This is a genomic window from Pseudomonas sp. stari2 (assembly GCF_040760005.1).
Classification (GTDB): Bacteria; Pseudomonadota; Gammaproteobacteria; order Pseudomonadales; family Pseudomonadaceae; genus Aquipseudomonas.
In genome coordinates this window covers 1,295,437-1,316,424 of sequence record NZ_CP099760.1, presented here as the reverse complement: position 1 = coordinate 1,316,424, position 20,988 = coordinate 1,295,437, and the positions used below count along the sequence as shown (strand labels likewise).

Annotated in this window: 17 protein-coding genes; 16 read left to right on the top strand and 1 reads right to left on the bottom strand. The window is 60.8% G+C overall.

Translation table 11 applies throughout. From position 1 onward, the window contains the following. The first annotated feature begins 473 nt into the window (after nucleotides 1-473). The 14 genes from NH234_RS05835 to NH234_RS05770 all read left to right on the top strand — a co-directional run bounded on the left by NH234_RS05835 (nucleotide 474) and on the right by NH234_RS05770 (nucleotide 18,190). Entirely contained in the window at nucleotides 474-1,790 is a 1,317-nt protein-coding gene (locus NH234_RS05835) for a nucleotide sugar dehydrogenase (protein WP_085729703.1), read from the top strand. A gap of 83 nt (nucleotides 1,791-1,873) precedes the next feature. Further along, on the top strand, nucleotides 1,874-3,355 hold the full coding sequence (gene alg8 / locus NH234_RS05830) for a mannuronan synthase (RefSeq protein WP_367255956.1): 1,482 nt from the start codon (nucleotides 1,874-1,876) through the stop codon (nucleotides 3,353-3,355). A gap of 35 nt (nucleotides 3,356-3,390) precedes the next feature. Beyond that, nucleotides 3,391-4,560, top strand: coding sequence for a PilZ domain-containing protein (locus tag NH234_RS05825; RefSeq protein ID WP_367255954.1), 1,170 nt, complete (start codon nucleotides 3,391-3,393; stop codon nucleotides 4,558-4,560). Nucleotides 4,561-4,569: 9 nt separating this feature from the next. Next, nucleotides 4,570-5,976 carry an alginate biosynthesis TPR repeat lipoprotein AlgK gene (gene algK, locus NH234_RS05820; protein ID WP_367255952.1) on the top strand — a complete coding sequence of 469 codons (1,407 nt, stop codon included), beginning with the start codon at nucleotides 4,570-4,572 and terminating at the stop codon, nucleotides 5,974-5,976. After that, nucleotides 5,973-7,454 carry an alginate export family protein gene (locus NH234_RS05815; protein WP_085729699.1) on the top strand — a complete coding sequence of 494 codons (1,482 nt, stop codon included), beginning with the start codon at nucleotides 5,973-5,975 and terminating at the stop codon, nucleotides 7,452-7,454. The genes algK and NH234_RS05815 overlap by 4 nt, the downstream gene beginning before the upstream one ends. 26 nt (nucleotides 7,455-7,480) lie before the next feature. Continuing rightward, a complete protein-coding gene (algG, locus tag NH234_RS05810) occupies nucleotides 7,481-9,067 on the top strand; it encodes a mannuronan 5-epimerase AlgG (RefSeq protein ID WP_085729698.1) in 1,587 nt (528 codons plus the stop codon). Between the two features lie 10 nt (nucleotides 9,068-9,077). Next, complete coding sequence (locus NH234_RS05805; protein WP_085729697.1) at nucleotides 9,078-10,529, top strand: alginate O-acetyltransferase; 1,452 nt, start codon at nucleotides 9,078-9,080, stop codon at nucleotides 10,527-10,529. A gap of 8 nt (nucleotides 10,530-10,537) precedes the next feature. After that, nucleotides 10,538-11,662: a mannuronate-specific alginate lyase gene (locus tag NH234_RS05800; RefSeq protein ID WP_367255949.1), complete on the top strand. Its 1,125-nt coding sequence runs from the start codon at nucleotides 10,538-10,540 to the stop codon at nucleotides 11,660-11,662. An 87-nt stretch (nucleotides 11,663-11,749) separates the two neighbouring features. Then, complete coding sequence (locus NH234_RS05795) at nucleotides 11,750-13,315, top strand: MBOAT family protein (protein WP_367255947.1); 1,566 nt, start codon at nucleotides 11,750-11,752, stop codon at nucleotides 13,313-13,315. A 10-nt stretch (nucleotides 13,316-13,325) separates the two neighbouring features. Then, a complete protein-coding gene (locus tag NH234_RS05790; protein WP_367255945.1) occupies nucleotides 13,326-14,501 on the top strand; it encodes an alginate O-acetyltransferase in 1,176 nt (391 codons plus the stop codon). A gap of 14 nt (nucleotides 14,502-14,515) precedes the next feature. Next, nucleotides 14,516-15,172: an alginate O-acetyltransferase AlgF gene (locus tag NH234_RS05785; RefSeq protein ID WP_085729693.1), complete on the top strand. Its 657-nt coding sequence runs from the start codon at nucleotides 14,516-14,518 to the stop codon at nucleotides 15,170-15,172. A gap of 106 nt (nucleotides 15,173-15,278) precedes the next feature. Beyond that, entirely contained in the window at nucleotides 15,279-16,730 is a 1,452-nt protein-coding gene (locus tag NH234_RS05780; RefSeq protein ID WP_085729692.1) for a mannose-1-phosphate guanylyltransferase/mannose-6-phosphate isomerase, read from the top strand. A gap of 135 nt (nucleotides 16,731-16,865) precedes the next feature. Continuing rightward, the gene (locus tag NH234_RS05775; RefSeq protein WP_085729691.1) at nucleotides 16,866-17,330 is read left to right on the top strand and encodes a multidrug transporter; all 465 of its coding nucleotides are present in this window, start codon (nucleotides 16,866-16,868) and stop codon (nucleotides 17,328-17,330) included. A gap of 35 nt (nucleotides 17,331-17,365) precedes the next feature. Next, complete coding sequence (locus NH234_RS05770; protein ID WP_367255943.1) at nucleotides 17,366-18,190, top strand: SDR family oxidoreductase; 825 nt, start codon at nucleotides 17,366-17,368, stop codon at nucleotides 18,188-18,190. Between the two features lie 7 nt (nucleotides 18,191-18,197). On the opposite strand, the gene NH234_RS05765 is transcribed toward NH234_RS05770, so the two are convergent. After that, a complete protein-coding gene (locus NH234_RS05765; protein WP_367255941.1) occupies nucleotides 18,198-19,079 on the bottom strand; it encodes a LysR substrate-binding domain-containing protein in 882 nt (293 codons plus the stop codon). 109 nt (nucleotides 19,080-19,188) lie between these two features. Here NH234_RS05765 and NH234_RS05760 point away from each other — a divergent pair, with 109 nt between their 5' ends. Both NH234_RS05760 and NH234_RS05755 read left to right on the top strand, forming a co-directional pair. Further along, nucleotides 19,189-20,559, top strand: a complete 1,371-nt coding sequence (locus NH234_RS05760) for an MFS transporter (protein WP_367255939.1) — start codon at nucleotides 19,189-19,191, stop codon at nucleotides 20,557-20,559. Further along, the gene (locus tag NH234_RS05755; protein WP_367255937.1) at nucleotides 20,556-20,954 is read left to right on the top strand and encodes a nuclear transport factor 2 family protein; all 399 of its coding nucleotides are present in this window, start codon (nucleotides 20,556-20,558) and stop codon (nucleotides 20,952-20,954) included. Before NH234_RS05760 ends, NH234_RS05755 begins: the two co-directional genes overlap by 4 nt. Nucleotides 20,955-20,988: the final 34 nt, after the last annotated feature.

Below are 20,988 nucleotides of genomic sequence, written 5' to 3'. Positions count from 1 at the left end.
ACCACCGGTAACGATTCTCGCCGAATATGTACGAGATAACTTACGCAGAGATCAAAACCATGTAACCAAGTTGTCACAGCAACTTGCCTGAATGGACAACAACTCTGGACAACTAGCGAAGGACAGGAGATACGCACCATCAATATCCCCTACAAGGCCAAGGCCGCGCCCTTATAAACGTGCTCGCCTGAGCACCCAACCGCCCGATCTACAGGCCTGCGCCTGACATCGGGCGCGCAATACAAGATTGCACAAGAGTCCTCTTGCCAGAGGATCCGCTGCATAACAGGGCATGTCACAACAATAAGGCCTGGTTGCGCACATCTTGAGTGCACTTATTTAGACACTCGAAACTTAGTATGCCTGCACACGGCATTGTGACGCCTGCAAGTCACACTTTCGAGTGCACTAAGACCGCTGAACACCATTAACTCCGGCCTTCTAACGGCCTGATATATACAGAGGTAATTGCGATGCGCATCAGCATATTTGGTTTGGGTTACGTCGGCGCAGTGTGTGCCGGTTGCCTGTCTGCACGGGGCCATGACGTGGTTGGCGTCGATGTTGCCAAAGACAAGATCGACATGATCAATGCTGGCAAATCCCCCATTGTCGAACCGGGCCTGGGCGAGTTGCTGGCGCAAGGGATCGAGACCGGCCGTCTGCGCGGTACGACCAATTTCGCCGAGGCGATTCGTGACACCGATTTGTCGATGATTTGCGTCGGCACGCCGAGCAAAAAGAACGGCGACCTGGAACTGAACTACATCGAAGCGGTATGCCGCGAGATCGGTTTTGTCCTGCGTGAAAAATCCACCCGTCACACCATCGTCGTGCGCAGCACGGTGCTGCCGGGCACCGTCGCCAACGTGGTGATTCCGATCCTCGAAGACTGCTCCGGCAAAAAAGCTGGCGTTGATTTCGGTGTAGCCGTGAACCCAGAGTTCCTGCGTGAATCCACCGCGATCGCCGACTACGACCTGCCACCGATGACCGTCATCGGCGAGTTCGACAAGGCCTCGGGTGACGTTCTGCAATCGCTGTACGAAGAACTCGACGCACCGATCATCCGCAAGGACATCGCCGTCGCCGAGATGATCAAGTACACCTGCAACGTCTGGCACGCGACCAAAGTGACCTTCGCCAACGAAATCGGCAACATCGCCAAAGCAGTGGGCGTCGATGGCCGCGAAGTGATGGACGTGGTCTGCCAGGACAAGACCCTCAACCTGTCCCAGTACTACATGCGTCCGGGCTTTGCCTTCGGCGGCTCGTGCCTGCCGAAAGACGTGCGTGCCCTGACCTACCGCGCCGGCTCGCTGGATGTGGAGGCGCCGCTGCTCAACTCGCTGATGCGCAGCAACGAATCGCAAGTGCAGAACGCCTTCGACATCGTTGAAAGCCACGACAAACGCAAAGTCGCGCTGCTCGGCCTGAGCTTCAAGGCCGGTACCGACGACCTGCGCGAAAGCCCGCTGGTGGAACTGGCCGAGATGCTGATCGGCAAGGGTTACGACCTGAGCATCTACGACAGCAACGTTCAGTACGCCCGTGTCCACGGCGCGAACAAGGACTACATCGAGTCGAAGATTCCCCACGTTTCGTCCCTGCTCAATGCGGACTTCGACTCGGTGATCGACAACTCCGACGTGATCATCCTCGGCAACCGCGATGAGAAGTTCCGCGCGCTGGCCCAGCAGGCACCGCACGGTAAACAGGTCATCGACCTGGTCGGTTTCATGGCCAAAACCACCGATGCCGGCTCCCGCACCGAAGGTATCTGCTGGTAACGCAGCAGCACGCTTCGAGCTTCAAGCCGCACGCCGTGAATCGGCAGGCGGCTTGAAGCCCCCATCACCTTCGGATGACGGTCATGTCCAAGCTCAAACATTTTTTTCTGCAATCCGCCGGCTGGCTTTTGTTTCTGAGCCTGCTGATGGGCCTGGCCCTGATGCTGCCTACGTCCACGTTCGACTCCGAGTCGAAAGACTTCATTTTCCTGATTGGCGCCGTGGGTATCTGGCGCTATTCGATGGGTGCCACGCACTTTGTGCGCGGCATGATTTTTCTCTACATCGTCTACCCACACCTGCGACGCAAAGTGCGCAAGCTGGGTAAAGCGGCGGACCCGTCCCATGTGTTTCTGATGGTCACCAGTTTCCGCATCGACGCGTTGACCACCGCACAGGTCTACAGCTCGGTGATCCGCGAAGCCATCGACTGCGAACTGCCGACCACCGTGGTCTGCTCCATCGTCGAAATGTCCGATGAACTGCTGGTCAAGGCGCTGTGGACGCGGATGAATCCGCCAGAGCGCGTGAAGCTCGACTTCGTGCGCATTCCCGGCACCGGTAAACGCGACGGCCTGGCTTATGGTTTTCGCGCGATCTCCCGCCACCTGCCCGACGACCGCGCCGTGGTCGCCGTGATCGACGGCGACACCGTGCTCGGTGAAGGCACCGTGCGCAAGACCGTGCCGTGGTTCCAGCTGTTCGGCAACGTCGGCGGCCTGACCACCAACGAATTCTGTGAAGTGCGCGGCGGCTACATCATGAGCGAATGGCACAAGCTGCGTTTCGCCCAGCGCCACATCAACATGTGCTCGATGGCCCTGTCCAAGCGCGTGCTGACCATGACTGGGCGCATGTCGGTGTTCCGCGCCACCGTGGTCACCAACCCGGAATTTATCGCCGACGTCGAAAGCGACTCGCTGCAACACTGGCGTCTGGGCCGTTTCAAGTTTTTGACCGGCGACGACAAGTCGAGCTGGTTCAGCCTGATGCGCCTGGGCTACGACACCTTCTACGTGCCGGACGCCGCAATCAACACCGTTGAACACCCGCCGGAAAAAAGCTTCATCAAGGCCAGTCGCAAACTGATGTTTCGCTGGTACGGCAACAACCTGCGGCAGAACTCGCGAGCCCTGGGCCTGGGTGTGAAACGCCTCGGCGCCTTCACCTCAGTAGTGCTGTTCGACCAACGCGTATCGATGTGGACCTCACTGCTGGGCCTGACCGTCGCGATCATCGCCAGCTTCAAATACGGCGGCGCGTTCATCCTCGCGTACCTGCTGTGGATCGGCATCACCCGCCTGATTCTGACACTGCTGCTGTCGTGCTCCGGCCACCGTATCGGCCCAGCCTACCCGGTGATTCTCTATTACAACCAGATCGTCGGCGCGCTGGTGAAGATCTACGTGTTCTTCCGCCTCGACCAACAATCCTGGACTCGCCAGCCCACTTCCCTGACCCGTGACCTCGCCAGCTTTCAACGTTGGTTCAACACCTGGTCGTCTCGGACCATGACCTTCTCCGCCGGCAGCATTTTCGTCGCCGTGCTGCTGATGATGGTCTGACCCGCCCCTCTTGAATTAACAAGGAAATCGCCCCTATGAATACCGCCGTCAACGCCAACGTAGTGCATGAATCCGAAGCCCAGCGCCAGCACGCCCGGGTGAAAATCCCGGCCAAGCTGCGATTCTTCGGTCCCGACCGGACACCGGTCGAAGCACGAGTCATCGATCTGTCTGCCGGTGGTCTGGCGTTCAATGCCGGTCAGTTGCCGCTGACCATTGGCGAGGTGCGCAAGGCACGTCTGCAATTCGTCATCGACAACCTCGGCATCGCCATGGACGTGGAACTGCAAGTGCGTTCCTACGATCGCCAGACCGGCCGCGCCGGCTGCCAGTTCCAGAACCTCGAACCGCAGGACATTTCCACCCTGCGCCACCTGATTACTTCGCACCTGGCCGGCGACATCGTCAGCATCGGCGAAGTGCTGGCGACCCTGCAGCGCGACAATTTCACCAAGGCGCGCAAAACCAAGGACAGCGGCCACGGCATGACCCCGTTCGGGCGCCTGAAAGCCGTGACCTTCAGCGCCGGCATTTTCGCGATCGGCCTCGTGGCAGCGGGTTTCGTTTTCAAATCGGTGTACAGCATGTACTTCGTCAGCCATGCCCAGGCCGGTCTGGTCAGCGTGCCGGGCATGAACATCACCATGCCGCGCGACGGCACCGTGCAGAGCCTGGTGAAATCCGACGGCGTTGCCGCCAAAGGCGCACCGCTGGCGACTTTCAGCACCAGCATGCTCGACGTGCTCAAGGGCCATCTGGACGAAGATCAACTGCAACCGGCCAAGGTTGAAGAACTGTTCGGCAAGCAAATGACCGGCACCCTGACCTCGCCGTGCGATTGCACCGTTGCCCAGCAACTGGTGGCTGACGGTCAGTACGCGAGCAAGGGCGACGTGATCTTCACCCTGGTACCACGCAACACCCAGGCCACCGTCGATGCACGCTTCTCCTATCGCCAGTTCGGCGACGTGCGCCCGGGTACACCGGTGAGCTTCCAGATTGCCGGCGAAGACAAGACCCGCACCGGCAAGATCGTCAGCAGCACCAGTCTGAAAAGCGCCGACCTGTCCTCCGACATCCGCGTACAGATCCAGCCCGACGAGCCGCTGGACAGCAGCTTCGCCGGCCGCCCGGTGGAAGTGAACAGCGACCGTGGTCCGAACCTGAACTGGTTGATCGACAAAGCCATGGCTGCCGGTCTTTAAGTCGAGGACATGCCCGTGACGAGCCCTATCAGAATCCTGCCGGTTCCGCTGACCCTGGCCATGGCAATTGCCCTGGCCGGTTGCGCCGGCCTGCCCGACCAACGTCTGGCCAACGAAGCGCTGAAGCGCGGTGACACCGCGACCGCCGCGCAGAACTACCGTGCGCTGGCCGATCTGGGTTACAGCGAAGCTCAGGTTGGTCTCGCCGACATCCAGGTCGACAGTCGCGACCCTGCGCAGATCAAACAGGCCGAGGCGACCTATCGCGCAGCCGCTGATGTGTCGCCGCGCGCCCAGGCCCGACTCGGTCGTTTGCTGGTGGCCAAGCCCGGCTCCACCGAAGCCGAGCATCACGAAGCCGAAACCCTGCTGAAGAAAGCCGCCGCCAATGGCGAAGGCAATACGTTGATCCCGCTGGCGATGCTGTACCTGCAATACCCGCACAGTTTCCCGAACATCAACGCCCAGCAGCAGATCGATCAGTGGCGCAAATCCGGTTACCCGGAAGCGGGTCTGGCGCAGGTGCTGCTGTATCGCACCCAGGGCACTTACGACCAGCATCTGGATGACGTGGAAAAGATCTGCAAGGCCGCGTTGCACACCACCGACATCTGCTACGTCGAACTGGCCACGGTCTATCAGAAACGTGCCCAACCGGACCAGCAGGCCGAGCTGATCAAGCAACTGCAGGCCAGTTACAGCCGTGGCAGCGTCACGGCCCAGCGCGTGGACTCCGTTGCCCGTGTGCTCGCCGATTCGACCCTCGGCAAGACCGACGAAAAGACTGCGCAATCGCTGCTCGAACCGATCGCTCCGGGCTACCCGGCCTCGTGGGTGACGCTGGCGCAACTGCTCTACGACTTCCCGGAACTGGGCGATGTCGATCAGATGATGAAGTACCTGGACAACGGCCGCGCCGCCGATCAGCCCCGCGCCGAGCTGTTGCTGGGCAAGCTCTACTACGAAGGCAAACTGGTGCCGGCCGACGCGAAAGTCGCCGAGGAGCATTTCCAGAAAGCCGTTGGCCGCGAAGTTGCCGCTGACTACTACCTCGGCCAGATCTACCGCCGCGGCTACCTGGGCAAGGTCTATCCGCAAAAGGCTCTCGACCATCTGCTGACCGCTGCGCGCAACGGCCAGAACAGCGCCGACTTCGCCATCGCCCAGCTGTTTTCCCAAGGCAAGGGCACCCGGCCTGACCCACTCAATGCCTATGTGTTCAGCCAGTTGGCCAAGGCCCAGAACACGCCGCAAGCCGATGAACTGGCGACCACCCTCGCGGCGCAATTGCCGCCCGAGCGCCTGGCCGAAGCCCAGCGCCTGTTGCAACAGGAACAGGCCAGCCGTGGTGCCCTGAATCAGAACACGCTGCAACTGCACGCCCTGCAAGAAGAAGACGGCGAGGAAAAATTATGAAGTTGAATCCATTCGTGAAGGCCGGCATTGGCCTTTCGTTCGCGCTGATCTGGTCTTGCCCGACACTGGCCGCGATCACTGAAACCAAGAACTTCGGCCTCGAAGTGAAAATCACCGGCCAGTCCGAAGACGACCGCGATCTCGGCACCGCGCCCGGCGGCGACGTCAACGGTGTCGGCCTCGACCTGCGTCCGTGGATCTACGGCGAAAGCGGCGCGTGGAGCGCCTACGCCATGGGCCAGGCCGTGACCTCGACCGACATCATCGAGACCGACACCCTGCAACAGTCCGACGGTACCGAAACCACCGACAGCGGTGATCGCAAGACCAAGAAGAACTACCTGGCGATGCGTGAGTTCTGGGTCGGCTACAGCGGCCTGACGCCTTACCCCGGCGAAATCCTCAAGTTCGGTCGCCAGCGCCTGCGCAACGACGACGGCCAGTGGCGCGACACCAATATCGAAGCGCTGAACTGGACCTTCGACACCACCCTGCTGCGCGCCAACGCCGGTGTCGCCGAACGTTTCAGCGAATACCGCACCGACCTGAAAGAGCTGGCGCCGAAAGACAAGGATCGCCTGCATGCTTACGCCGATGCGGCGTATCAGTGGACACCGGGCAACTGGGTTGGCATTCGCGGCCATCACACCCACGATAACGGCAAACTCGATTACGCCGAACCGGGCGTGCCCCGCGACACCCTCGACAAAACCCAGAACGGCGACATCAGCTGGCTCGGCCTGACCGCCGACAGCGACGCCTACAACTGGCGCAACACCAACACCGTCAACTATTGGGGCAGCATCACCGGCATGAGCGGCGACCGCGACACGGTCAACCCGCTGAACGCCGATGGCAGCCGTCCGGCACAAGCCAAACGCAGCGAAGACATCAACGGCTGGGCCACCGACATCGGCGTGCGCCTGCGCCTCGATCCGCAATGGCAAGTCGGTGCGGCTTATGCCCGCGCCAGCGCCGATTACCAACAGAACGGCCTGGAAAGCAACCGCTCGAACTACACCGGTACGCGCTCGCGGGTTCACCGTTTCGGTGAAGCGTTCCGTGGCGAAATGAACAACATGCAGACCGCCACTTTGTTCGGTTCCTGGATGCTCAACGACCAGTACGACGCCAGCCTGATCTACCACAAGTTCTGGCGCGTGGACGGCAACAAACCGGTGGGCAGCAACGGCATCAACGCTGTGGAAAACAACACCGACGACGTGACCGGCGCAATCCTCTCCAGCACCTCGCTGCCCCTGCAGGACGGCAACAAGGATCTGGGCCAGGAAATGGATCTGGTGGTCACCAAGTACTTCAAGCAAGGCCTGCTACCGGCGGCGTTGAGCCAGTCGATCGACGAGCCTTCGGCGCTGGTGCGTTTGCGTGGCGGCGTGTTCAAGCCGGGTGACGCCTATGGCAGCCAGGTCGACTCGTACATGCACCGCGCGTTCATCGACGTGATCTGGCGCTTCTGATGCAAACCGCGAAGGGAGTGCCCGACATGAACAACCCAAGGAAAGGCTCGCTCAGCCTGTTGGCCGGCGCAATGTTGCTGGCCTCGACTGGCGCCTTCGCCACGGTCGAACCGGCGGCCTCTCAGCCAGGCAAGCCGGTCACCATCGCCAAGGAGCTGCAACAGGCCAAGACCTACACCGTCAGCAGCGCACCAACTGAAGCGCTGGAGCTGGCCAAGCCGAAACTGCCCGACCTCTCCGGCTTCACCGCCGAGGCCGCTGCCGCGAAAATCGTGCGCAGCAAACCGGGCAAGATCAGCGTGCGCCGGATGATGCAGGAAGACGCCCTGAAGGACTTCATCGGCGGCGACAACAAGATGGCCGAATGGGTGGTGCGTCAGCACGGCATCCCGCAGGCGATCTTCGTCGACGACGGTTACATGAACCTGAAGGAGCTGGCGCAGAAACTGCCCAAGCAGTACTTCAGCGAAACCTCGCCGGGCGTATACCTGGCCAAGTTGCCAATCGTCGTGGGCCGCAAAGGCATCCTCGAAATCGACGGCCAGACCCAGGAATTGCGCCTGTCCCAGGAGGCCGGTTCGTTCCTGGTCAACGACGGCCAGTTGTTCGTGCGTGACACCAAGGTCACCGGCTGGCGCGAGAAGGACAACGGTCCGGCGACCTTCCGTTCGCCGAAGGAATTCCGCCCGTTCCTGCTGGCCTGGGGCGGCACCGAGACCTACATCGTCAACAGCAAGATGGCCAGCTTCGGCTACGCCAACAGTAAGTCCTACGGCGTGAGTATTTCCCAGTACACACCGAACATGGCCAAGGTGCTCAAGCGTCCCGAGCCGACCGGCTGGATCGTCGGTTCCGAGTTCTCGGACATGTGGTACGGCTTCTACTGCTACGAGACCCGCGACTTCGTGGTCAAGGGCAACACCTACAAGGACAACATCGTCTACGGTATCGACCCCCACGACCGTTCCCACGGCCTGATCATTGCCGAGAACACCGTCCACGGGACGAAGAAGAAGCACGGGATCATCATTTCCCGTGAGGTGAACGACAGCTTCATCTTCAACAACAAGAGCTTCGACAACCACCTCTCCGGGCTGGTGATCGACCGTAACAGCGTGAACAACATCGTCGCCTACAACGAGATCTACAAGAACCACACCGATGGCATCACGCTCTACGAGTCCGCCGACAACCTGCTGTGGGGCAACAAAGTCATCAGCAACAAGCGCCACGGCATCCGCATTCGTAACAGCGTGAACATCCGCCTTTACGAAAACATCGCCATGGCCAACGGCCTGACCGGCGTCTACGGCCACATCAAGGACCTGACCGACACCGACCGCGACATCAAGCTCGACCCGTTCGACGCCCAGGTTTCGCTGATCGTGGTCGGCGGCGAACTGGCGGCCAACGGCAGCGGCCCGATGGCCATCGACTCGCCGCTGAGCGTCGAGCTGTACCGCGTGTCGATGCTGGCGCCGACCAAATCCAGCGGCATCAGCTTCAACGGCGTCCTTGGTGATCGCCAGGATGAAATTCTCGATCTGCTGGTGCGCCAGCAGAAAGCCGTGCTGATCGACCCCGTCGAACGCCAGACCGAAATGCGGGACTGAGGATAATTTTATGCACCCACACCTGATCAAATTACTCAGCCTGTCGGCCCTGACCGTGGGCATTCTGGCGGCCAGCAATGGCGCCCGCGCAGATGAAGTCCAGCCGCCGAAATTCACGGCCGAACCTTGCTGCAGCCTGTGCCCCGCCGCCCATGACGCAAAGAACTACACCACGCGTTACCAGCAGAACTTCACCACGCTGGTGCAGGCCCAGGGCGACTGGTTGTTCCGGACCCAGGAAGACCTGCGTACCGAGTTCAACACTACCCCGGCCGGCTACAAACGCCTGCAACAGTTGCACGATGCGTTCAAGGCCAAGGGCGTCGAACTGGTGATCGTTTACCAGCCAACCCGTGGCCTGGTGAACCGCAACAAGCTCAACCCGGCGGAAAAAGCCGCGTTCGATTACGAGAAAGCGCTGGGCAACTACAAGACCATGCTCGGCCGGTTCGCGCAGATGGGTTACGTGGTGCCGGATCTGTCGCCGCTGACCAACGAATCGCTGCCCGACACCCTGCCCGCCCACGACTTCTATTTCCGTGGCGACCAGCACTGGACGCCGTACGGTGCGCAGCGCACGGCGAAAATCGTCGCCGAAAAGGTCAAGCAGATTCCGGCCTTCGCCGACATTCCCAAGCGTGAATTCGAGACCAAACGTTCGGGGCGCATGGGCAAGACCGGCACCCTGCACAACATGGCCGGGCAATTGTGCGGTACCAGTTACGCGATCCAGTACATGGACCAGTTCACCACTGAGCCGAAAGGCGAAGCCGGTGACGGCGATCTGTTCGGCGATTCCGGGAATCCGCAGATCACCCTGGTCGGCACTTCGCATAGCGGCAAGAACTACAACTTCGCCGGTTTCCTCGAAGAAGCCATCGGCGCCGACATTCTCAACGTCGCCTTCCCCGGCGGCGGTCTGGAAGGATCGATGTTGCAGTACCTGGGCAGCGACGAATTCCAGAAAACTCCGCCGAAAATTCTCATCTGGGAATTCTCGCCGCTGTATCGCCTCGACCAGGAAACCATCTACCGCCAGATGATGGCGCTGCTGGATAACGGTTGCGAAGGCAAGGAAACCCAGATGTCCGCCAGCACCACGCTCAAGCCCGGCGGCAAACAGGAACTGCTGGTCAACAGCAAGAACCTGAACCTGCAGAACAGCGGCCATCAGGTCGACATCCGCTTCGCCGACCCCTCGGTGAAAAAACTGCAAGCCACCCTCTGGTACATGAACGGTCGCCACGAGGACATCAAGATCGAGAAACCGGAAACCTCCGACACCGACGGTCGTTTCGCCTTTGAGTTGCGCACGGACGAAGACTGGGCCTCGCAGAACCTGCTGGCCGTCGAAGTCCAGGGCCCGGATGCGGGCACCGCGCCACAGAAAGTCGAAGCGAAAATCTGCAAACGCAACGTATTCCCGGGCGCTGGGCAACAAACCGCTCAGGTCGGGCAATGAGGTCTGCCATGCGAAACCGAACGATCAAACATCTGCTTGCGCCATCCCTGCTGACCTTGGCGATATTCGCCGGGGCCACTCAGGCCGCCGCGCCACTGCGTCCGCCTCAGGGCTACTTCGCCGCCGTGGATAAATTCAAGACCGGCGACAAGAGCGAAGGCTGCGACGCGATGCCGACGCCGTACACCGGGCCGCTGCAATTTCGCAGCAAATACGAAGGCTCGGACAAGGCCCGCGCGACGCTGAACGTGCAGTCGGAAAAAGCCTTCCGCGACACCACCAAAGACATCACCACCCTGGAGCGCGGCACCGCCAAGCGCGTCATGCAGTTCATGCGCGACGGTCGCCCGGAACAGCTCGATTGCACACTGAACTGGCTGGTTAATTGGGCCCGGGCGGATGCATTGATGTCGAAGGACTTCAACCACACCGGCAAGTCGATGCGCAAATGGGCGCTGGGCAGCATGGCCTCGTCGTACATTCGCCTGAAGTTCTCCGACTCCCATCCGCTGGCCCAGCACCAGCAGGAAGCGCAGTTGATCGAGGCCTGGTTCAGCAAATTGGCCGATCAGGTGGTCAGCGACTGGGACAACCTGCCGCTGGAAAAAACCAACAACCACTCGTACTGGGCCGCCTGGTCGGTAATGGCGACATCCATCGCTACCAACCGCCGCGACCTGTTCGACTGGGCGGTCAAGGAATACAAGATCGGCGCCAATCAGATCGACGCCGACGGCTACCTGCCGAACGAACTCAAGCGCCAGCAACGCGCCCTCGCCTACCACAACTACGCCCTGCCGCCGCTGGCGATGATTGCCAGTTTCGCCCAGGTCAATGGTGTGGATCTGCGTCAGGAAAACAATGGCGCGCTGAAACGCCTGGGTGACCGGGTGCTGGCCGGGGTGAAAGACCCGGATCAGTTCGAAGCAAAGAACGGCAAGAAACAGGACATGACCGATTTGAAAGAGGACATGAAATTCGCCTGGCTTGAGCCGTTCTGCACGCTCTACACCTGTTCGCCGGATGTGCTGGAGAAGAAGCACGGGATGCAGCCGTTCAAGACCTTCCGCCTCGGTGGAGATCTGACCAAGGTCTACGACCCCTCCCATGAGAAGGGCAACAAGGGCAGTTGATCGCTGATCGTTTCACCCCTCCAATTCCACGGGGGGGTTGGGGGGGCTTTGGCCCTTGACTGTTGGTTCAAACATGGAGAGATCGGGATGGTATTTTCATCCAACGTGTTCCTGTTTCTGTTCTTGCCGATCTTTCTCGGCTTGTACTACCTGAGCGGGCAACGCTATCGCAACCTGCTGCTGCTGATCGCCAGCTACGTGTTCTACGCGTGGTGGCGGGTGGACTTCCTGGCGCTGTTCGCCGGTGTCACGCTGTGGAACTACTGGATCGGCCTGAAAGTCGGCGCCGCCGGCGTGCGCACCAAACCGGCCCAGCGCTGGCTGCTGCTCGGCGTGGCGGTGGACCTGTGCATCCTCGGCTACTTCAAGTACGCCAACTTCGGCGTGGACAGCATCAACGCGATCATGACCTCGTTCGGTCTCGAGCCGTTCATCCTGACCCACGTGCTGTTGCCGATCGGGATCTCGTTCTACATCTTCGAGTCAATCAGCTACATCATCGACGTCTACCGTGGCGACACCCCGGCCACCCGCAACCTGATCGACTTCGCAGCGTTCGTGGCGATCTTCCCGCACCTGATCGCCGGTCCCGTGCTGCGTTTCCGTGACCTGGCAGACCAGTTCAACAACCGCACCCACACCCTCGACAAATTCTCCGAGGGCTGCACGCGGTTCATGCAGGGTTTCATCAAAAAGGTCTTCATCGCCGACACCCTTGCCGTGGTCGCCGACCATTGCTTCGCCCTGCAAAACCCGACCACGGGCGATGCCTGGCTCGGCGCGTTGGCCTACACCGCGCAGCTGTATTTCGACTTCTCCGGTTACAGCGACATGGCCATCGGCCTGGGCCTGATGATGGGTTTCCGCTTCATGGAAAACTTCAAGCAGCCGTACATCAGCCAGTCGATCACCGAGTTCTGGCGCCGCTGGCACATCAGCTTGTCGACCTGGCTGCGTGACTATCTCTACATCACCCTCGGCGGCAATCGCAAAGGTACGCTGATGACCTATCGCAACCTGTTCCTGACCATGCTGCTCGGTGGTCTGTGGCACGGCGCGAACATCACCTACATCGTCTGGGGTGCGTGGCACGGCATGTGGCTGGCGATCGAGAAAATGCTCGGTCTCAACACTTCGCCGCGCAGCCTCAACCCGATCCGCTGGGCGCTGACTTTCCTGCTGGTGGTCATGGGCTGGGTGATCTTCCGCGCAGAAAACCTGCACGTTGCCGGTCGCATGTACGGCGCCATGTTCAGCTTCGGCGACTGGTCGCTGTCGGAACTCAACCAGGCCAGCCTCACCGGTCTGCAAGTCGCAACTCTGGTGGTGGCTTACGTGACGCTGGCGTTCTTCGGCCTGCGTGATCTGTACACCAACCAGCCTCCGGTAAAGACCAAACCTGCGGTCAACATCGAAAGCGACGGCCCTGCCGGTGCGCAACCGGGCCTGATCAAGGCAGCGCCTGGCGAAAACCCGGCGAGCATCCACGAGCCTGGCTACACCGTCGGCGTCGACGCCCAGGTGCAACCGGCGTACTGGACGGCGGACTGGTCGCGCTACGTGATGCGCGGGCTGATCCTGCTGCTGTTCATCGCCTCGATTCTCAAACTCTCGGCGCAAAGCTTCTCGCCGTTCCTTTACTTCCAGTTCTGAGGGATCTGACATGACCCGCTCATTACGCATCTTCTATATCGCGCTGTTTCTGGTGACCCTGCTGGTGCTTGGTCTGTGGTCGGTGCGCAGCTTCTTCGGCTTCAGCACCAACGCCGATGCGACGGTGCTCAACGGCCGCTGGACCAAAGCCGTGGAAACCCACTACGACGATGAATTCCCGATCAAGCGCCTGGGCACCAATCTTTGGGCCGCGCTGGATTTCAAACTGTTCAACGAAGGTCGTCCGGGCGTGGTGCTCGGTCGCGATCAGTGGTTGTACAGCGATGAGGAATTCAACCCGATCGTCAACGAAGAGCTGAACCTTCAAGGCAACTATGCGCTGGTCGAAGGCGTGCGCCAGACCCTGAAAGAGAAAGGCGTGAAACTGGTGATGGCGATCGTCCCGGCCAAGGTCCGCCTGTACCCGGAACACTTGGGTGAAGTGAAACCGGCGAGCATCCACGCCAACCTGTATCAGGACTTCCATGCCCGTGTCGCGGCGGACAAGATCCTCGCCCCCGACCTGCTCGGTCCGCTGCAAAAAGCCAAGCAGAACGGTCAGCAAGTGTTCTTGCGCACGGACACCCACTGGACCCCGGAAGGTGCGGAAATCGCCGCCAACACCCTGGCCAAGACCATCGCCGACAAGTTCCCGCTCAGCGGCGAGCCGCAGCGCTTCGTCACTACCCCGACGGAGAAGGTCACGCACAAGGGCGACCTGCGTCTGTTCCTGCCGCTGGATCCGCTGTTCGAAAACCTGATGCCGGCCAAGGAGCCGCTGCAAAAGCGCAACACCGTGGCCGCCACCGAGCAATCTGCCGGTGACGACGCACTGTTCGCCAACAGCGAAGTGCCGGTCGCGCTGATCGGCACTAGCTACAGCGCCAACCCCAACTGGAACTTCGTCGGTGCGCTCAAGCAAGCGCTGCACAGCGACGTCGTCAACTACGCCGAAGACGGCCACGGCCCGATCCTGCCGATGCTCAGCTACCTGAAAAGCGATGACTTCAAGAACAGCCCGCCACAGGTGCTGATCTGGGAGTTTCCTGAACGATATCTGCCTGTGAACAACGAAATCGGCGACGCCGACCCGCAGTGGGTCGCAGAGCTTAAACAAGCCGGCGCGCGCCAACAAAACGTAGCAATAAACACTAAATCCGAGACGCCCGATCGGGCGCAAAACTGAAAGAGAGGTACACCATGACTTTCACTACAACTCCTCGTCGTCTCGCCAAACGCATTGCTCTGGTTGCGGGTCTGAGCGTGCTGTCGGTCCAGGCGTTCGCCGGTGGCGACGCTGCGCTCTACGGCCCGACCGCACCGAAAGGCTCGACCTTCGTACGCATCTACAACGCCAGCAACGCTGAAGTCAGCGCCACCATTGGCAGCACCAATCTGAGCGACGTCGCGCCGCTGGCCAGCAGCGACTTCAGTTTCATGCCGGGCGGCGACTACAGCGCCAAGGTCGGCAGCCAGACCCTGCCGGTGAAACTCGCCGGTGACCATTACTACACCCTGGTCAACAACGCCTCCGGCGCGCCGCAACTGATCGAAGAACCGCCGTTCAAGAACAAACAGAAATCCCTGGTGCGCGTGCAGAACCTCAGCGACAAGCCGCTGACCCTGAAGACCGCCGACGGCAAGACCGATGTGGTGCCGAACGTGGCCGCCAAGGGCCGTGGCGAACGTGAAATCAACCCGGTGAAAGTCAGCCTGGCGCTGTACGACGGCGCAACGAAAGTCGGCGACGTGAAACCGGTCGCCCTGGAGCGCGGTGAAGCCGCGGTGCTGTACGTCACCGGCAACGGCAGCAACCTGTCGCCGGTCTGGGTGAAACGCCCGGTATCGACCCGCTAAGCACATGAAACCGGGCAGCCGTCGCTGCCCGGTACGGAATAACAACAAGAGTGAAACGACACAACGTTCGTGGCTCTGACCCAATCGACTTTATGGAGTAAACAATATGATTCCGGTGATCTTGTCAGGTGGTAGCGGTTCACGTCTTTGGCCGCTTTCGCGCAAGCAGTTTCCCAAGCAATTCCTCGCTCTTACCGGCGAACACACGCTGTTCCAGCAAACCCTCGAGCGTCTGGTGTTCGAAGGCATGGACACCCCGATCGTGGTCTGCAACAAGGATCACCGCTTTATCGTCAACGAACAGTTGGCCAACCTCAATCTCGAAACCCAGCGGATCCTGATGGAACCGTTCGGTCGCAACACCGCACCGGCCGTGGCGCTGACCGCGATGATGCTGGTCAATGAAGGTCGCGACGAATTGATGCTGGTACTGCCGGCCGACCACGTTCTCGAAGACCAGAAAGCCCTGCAACGTGCGCTGGCCCTGGCCACCGTGGCGGCAGAAAACGGCGAGATGGTGCTGTTCGGCGTGCCCGCCACCAAACCGGAAACCGGTTACGGCTACATCAAGTCCACTGGCGATTCGCTGTTGCCGGAAGGCGTCAGCCGCGTCTCGCACTTCGTGGAAAAACCCGACGTCAAACGCGCCACCGAATACGTCGAGTCCGGCGGTTACTACTGGAACAGCGGCATGTTCCTGTTTCGCGCCAGCCGCTTCCTCGAAGAGCTGAAAAAACACGATCCGGACATCTACGACACCTGCCTGCTGACCCTCGAGCGCAGCACTCAGGACCCGGACACCATCACCCTCGACGAAGCTACCTTCGCCTGCTGCCCGGACAACTCCATCGACTATTCCGTGATGGAAAAAACCCAGCGCGCCTGCGTGGTGCCGCTGACTGCCGGCTGGAGCGATGTCGGTTGCTGGTCGTCGCTGTGGGAAGTCAACGAGAAGGACGCCAATGGCAACGTCAGCAAAGGCGATGTGGTCATCCAGGACAGCAAGAACTGCATGATCCACGGCAACGGCAAACTGGTGTCGGTGATCGGTCTGGAAAACATCGTCGTGGTCGAAACCAAGGACGCCATGATGATTGCCCACAAGGACAAGGTCCAAGGCGTCAAGCAGATGGTCAACACCCTCAACGAGCAGGGCCGCAGCGAAACCCAGAACCACTGCGAGGTCTACCGTCCGTGGGGCTCTTACGACTCGGTGGACATGGGCGGCCGCTTCCAGGTCAAGCACATCTCGGTCAAACCGGGCGCATGCCTGTCGCTGCAGATGCACCACCACCGCGCCGAACACTGGATCGTGGTCAGCGGCACCGCCGAAGTGACCTGCGACGAGAACGTGTTTCTGCTCACTGAAAACCAGTCGACCTACATCCCGATCGCCTCGGTCCATCGCCTGCGCAATCCGGGCAAGATCCCGCTGGAAATCATCGAAGTGCAGTCGGGTTCGTACCTGGGTGAAGACGATATCGAGCGCTTCGAAGATATCTACGGTCGCTCGACCCCGATCGAACGCGGCGTGTCGGTGAAAACCATCGCGCAGTGATCGCTCTGTAATTAAAAGCCCCCGTCCAGCCCGCTGCGTCCCCTATCCGCAGCAGGCTGGGCGGGGGCTTTTTTTTCGCCAACCTCGTCCAGGCTTAGGTAGGATGAACCTTCCCTTCCCACGAGGTTTCGCGACATGTTCATCGGTGTCTTGCTGGTCATCACCTGGCTGATCCTGCTGTTGCGCTATCCGGCCAAGGCCTTGCCGGTGTCCATGGCGGCCGCGGTCGGCCTCGGGCTGGTGGCGATGTGGGTGGTGTGGCTGGACAACCGCGAGATAAAACAACTGGCGCGGCTTGAGTTGCGCATCACGTACGCACCTGAGAAATGCCCGGCGGATCGCCCGTTGCAGCTGAAGATGAACAATGGCAACGACGTGCCTTTGACCGAACTGCGCTGGCGCATCGCAGCGTACGCGCCGGGCGACACGGTGAATCTGGCCGACAATCAATACGCCGCCCCACGCTATCGCGGCCCCGGCGAACTGCAGGCAGGCGGCAATTGGGAGGACTGCTTGCCGATGCCGCCGCTGCGTCCCGGTTATCGCCCGCAAACCCTGGAGTTTCGCGCCGAGCGATTGCAGGGTAGTTTCTCCGACTGATCCCCTCCCCTCACACTTTGCACAAGGAATGCGCCATGCCCGTTGCGTTGATTACCGGTTGTTCCAGCGGCATCGGCCGCGCTCTTGCAGATGAGTTCAAGTCGGCTGGCTTTGAGGTCTGGGCCAGTGCGCGCAAGGCTGAAGACGTCGCGGCACTCGCCGCTGCCGGGTTCACGGCCGTGCAGCTCGACGTCAATGACAACGCAGCGCTGGAGCAACTCGCCGAGCGTATCAACCAGCAACACGGCGGCCTCGACGTGCTGATCAACAATGCCGGTTACGGCGCCATGGGCCCGCTGCTCGACGGCGGCGTGGCGGCCATGCAGCGCCAGTTCGAAACCAACGTGTTTTCGATTGTCGGCGTGACCCGTGTGCTGTTCCCGGTACTGCGCCGGGCCAAAGGTCTGGTGGTGAACGTCGGCAGTGTTTCCGGAGTACTCGTCACGCCGTTCGCCGGTGCCTATTGCGCGTCGAAAGCGGCGGTGCATGCGTTGAGCGATGCCTTGCGCATGGAGCTGGCACCGTTCGGGATTCGCGTGATGGAAGTGCAGCCGGGGGCGATTCAATCGAGCTTCGCCAAGAATGCCGGGCATGAAGCCGAACAACTGATCAACGAACAATCGCCGTGGTTTCCACTGCGCGAAGGCATCCGGGCGCGGGCCAAGGCGTCCCAGGACAAACCAACGCCGGCCAGCGACTTTGCCGCCGAGTTGCTCAAGGCTGTGCAGCAAAGCAAGCCGCCACGGCTGATCCGCATCGGCAATGGCAGCCGGGCGTTGCCGTTGCTGGCGACGCTGTTGCCGAAAGGGTTGTTGGAATCGACGTTGATGAAGCGCTTCGGCTTGCGTGGGCAACTCTGAGATCGAGTCAGCCCCACCCTTTCATGAAATCAATGAACGCCCGCACCTTCAGCGGCAGGTGCCGGGTGTCCGGATACAGCGCATACACGCCTTGTTGGGCGAAGCGGAAATCCGGCAACAAGCGCTGTAACCGCCCGGCGTCCAGGTCTTCCTGAATCAACCACTGCGGCAGAATTGCCACGCCTTGCCCGGTCAGTGCAAACGCACGCAGGGTCGCGGAATTGTCGGCGACGATAGCGGTGGTTCCCGGTTTTGACTGGTAGATATGCTCGGTGCCGGCCGGGTCGTTGACCGTCATTTCCGGCACACGCCCATGTCCCAGCGTTGGCATCGACTCCAGCACCGCCAGCGTGTTGACCGGCGAAAATCGCTCAACCAACCCCGGCGCCGCCACGGCAAACACTTCGAACGTCGACAACCGCACCGCGCGAAGATTGGAGTCGTGCATGCGTCCCAGGCGGATCGCCATGTCAAAGCGTTCGGAGATCAGATCGGCGTGGGTCGAGGACGTGGACAAGTGAATGTTCAGTTGCGGCTGCTGTTGTCGAAACACTTCCAGCGCCGGCACCACTTGAGCCAGCGCGAACTCCACGGTCGTGGTGATGCGCAATGTGCCCTTGAGCTGCGAGTGCTCCGAACGTGCTTCCTCGATGGCCAGCCGCGCTTCGTCCAGCGTGCGCAGACAGCGTCGGTAAAAACGCTCACCAGCATCGGTCAGGGCCAGTTGTCGGGTATTGCGTGTGAGCAAGGTGACGCCCAGCTCTTCTTCCAGCCGCTTGAGGTTGAAGCTCACTACCGCCCGCGTCTGCCCCAGCGTATCGGCGGCGGCGGTCAGCGAGCCAGCCTCGACCACGGCTTTGAAGGTATCGAATCGATCCAGACTGACCATGTTCCCTACGCTCACTGTCAAAATAATTTTGACAAACTAGCAGCCAAACCAGCGTATTTCTATCGCCGCCAGCGCCCTACCCTGCACGCTTCATCACAGGGAAGCTGCCATGGCCTATCGCTCGAAAGTCGCGCTGGTGTATCTGTTGGGGTTCGCCCTCGACCTGCTGAACATGTTCGCCGCCAGCATTGCCTACCCGGACATTGCCGCGCAATTGCAGGCCTCGGTGACGCAACTGGCGTGGATCACCAACGCCTACATGCTCGGGCTGACGCTGATCATTCCGATGAGCGTGTGGCTGGCGGCAAGGATCGGCGAGCGGCGGCTGATCCTCGGTTCGTTGCTGATGTTCGGGATCGCCTCCGGGCTCGTCGCTCAGGCGAGTTCGATTGAAAGCCTGATCGGCTGGCGACTGCTGCAAGGACTGGGTGGCGGGTTGTTGCTGCCGGTCGGTCAGGCGCTGGCTTATCGAGAGTTTCCAGCGACACAGCGCGCGCATTTCACTGGTGTGGTTTTGCTGGTAGCGCTGATGGTGCCGGCCCTGTCACCGGCGGCGGGCGGTTTGATCGTAGAAGCGTTGTCGTGGCGCTGGATTTTCTACCTGAACCTGCCGGTGGCGCTCTTGGCTTTCGGATTGGGCCTGCTCTGGTTGAAAGCGGATCAAATAACGAGCGAACGCCCGGCACTGGACGCACGTGGCCTTCTGTTGGCCGTGTCGACCCTGAGTCTGTTGTTGATGGCCGTCAGTCTGGCGAGCGCCCCCGAAACCCGTCGACTCGCGGGCGGTGTCCTTTTGCTCAGCGCCATAACCCTGTGGATATACCTGCGTGATGGCTGGGACAAACCCGGGGCGGTCCTTGACCTGCAACTCATCAAGAACCCCTCGTTACGCCTGGCGATGCTGATCTATCTGTTCGTGCCCGGCATCTTTACCGGCACCAACATGATCGCCGTGTTGTATCTGCACGATCTCGGTTTCGGTGCAGCACACACCGGAGCGCTGATGCTGTCCTGGGCGGCGGCTTCAGGCGTGGCGATCATGTTGGGCAAACGCAGCTTCAACCGGATCGGCCCCAAGCCGTTGCTGATCGCCGGGATGCTGCTGCAATGCCTGGGCATTGTCGTGCTGATGCAGATCGACCAACCCGCCAGCAGCCCGTTGATCCTTGCCTATGCCCTGATGGGACTGGGCGGCAGTCTGTGCAGCGTCACCGCGCAGACCCTGGCGTTTGTCGGCATCACGCCAGACAAAATGGGCCACTCCAGCGCCCTGTGGAACATCAACCGTCAGCTCGGTTTCTGCCTCGGCGCGGCGCTGCTCAGCTCATTGCTGGGCGCACTGGGCCCCAACGGTTTCAAATACTGCTTTCTCGCCGCCGCGTTGCTGACGCTGTTGCCGATGGTCGCCGTGCTGCGTTTTGACTCCACGAAAGTGTTCGCCCTGCTGAACTCACCTCCCCTTCAGGAAACATCCACATGACTGACTACACCGACTACTTTGACGAAGTGATCCAGGCCCACGAGGCCATCGAACGATGGTTTGCGGTGGAGGAAGAAGAAGCTGCGCTGGAACGATTGCTGACACGTTTTTCGCCACGGTTTTCCATGGTGACGCCGCTGGGACGTGTGCTGGATTTCGAGGCGTTGCGTGCGCTGTTTCAAATGGCGGGCGGGAAGAAGAGCGGGTTCAGGATCGAACTCGACGAGCTTCAAGGGATTGCCTTGCATGAACACGGTGCAACGGTGAGTTACCGCGAGCAGCAGACCGACGCAAGTGAATTGCACACGGATCGGCGTTCAACCGTGGTGTTTGAAAAAACCGAATCCGGACGGGTGATCTGGCGGCATCTGCATGAGACGTTTTACCAAGACTGACACCGCCCGGTCATGGCGAGGGAGCCTGCCCCCT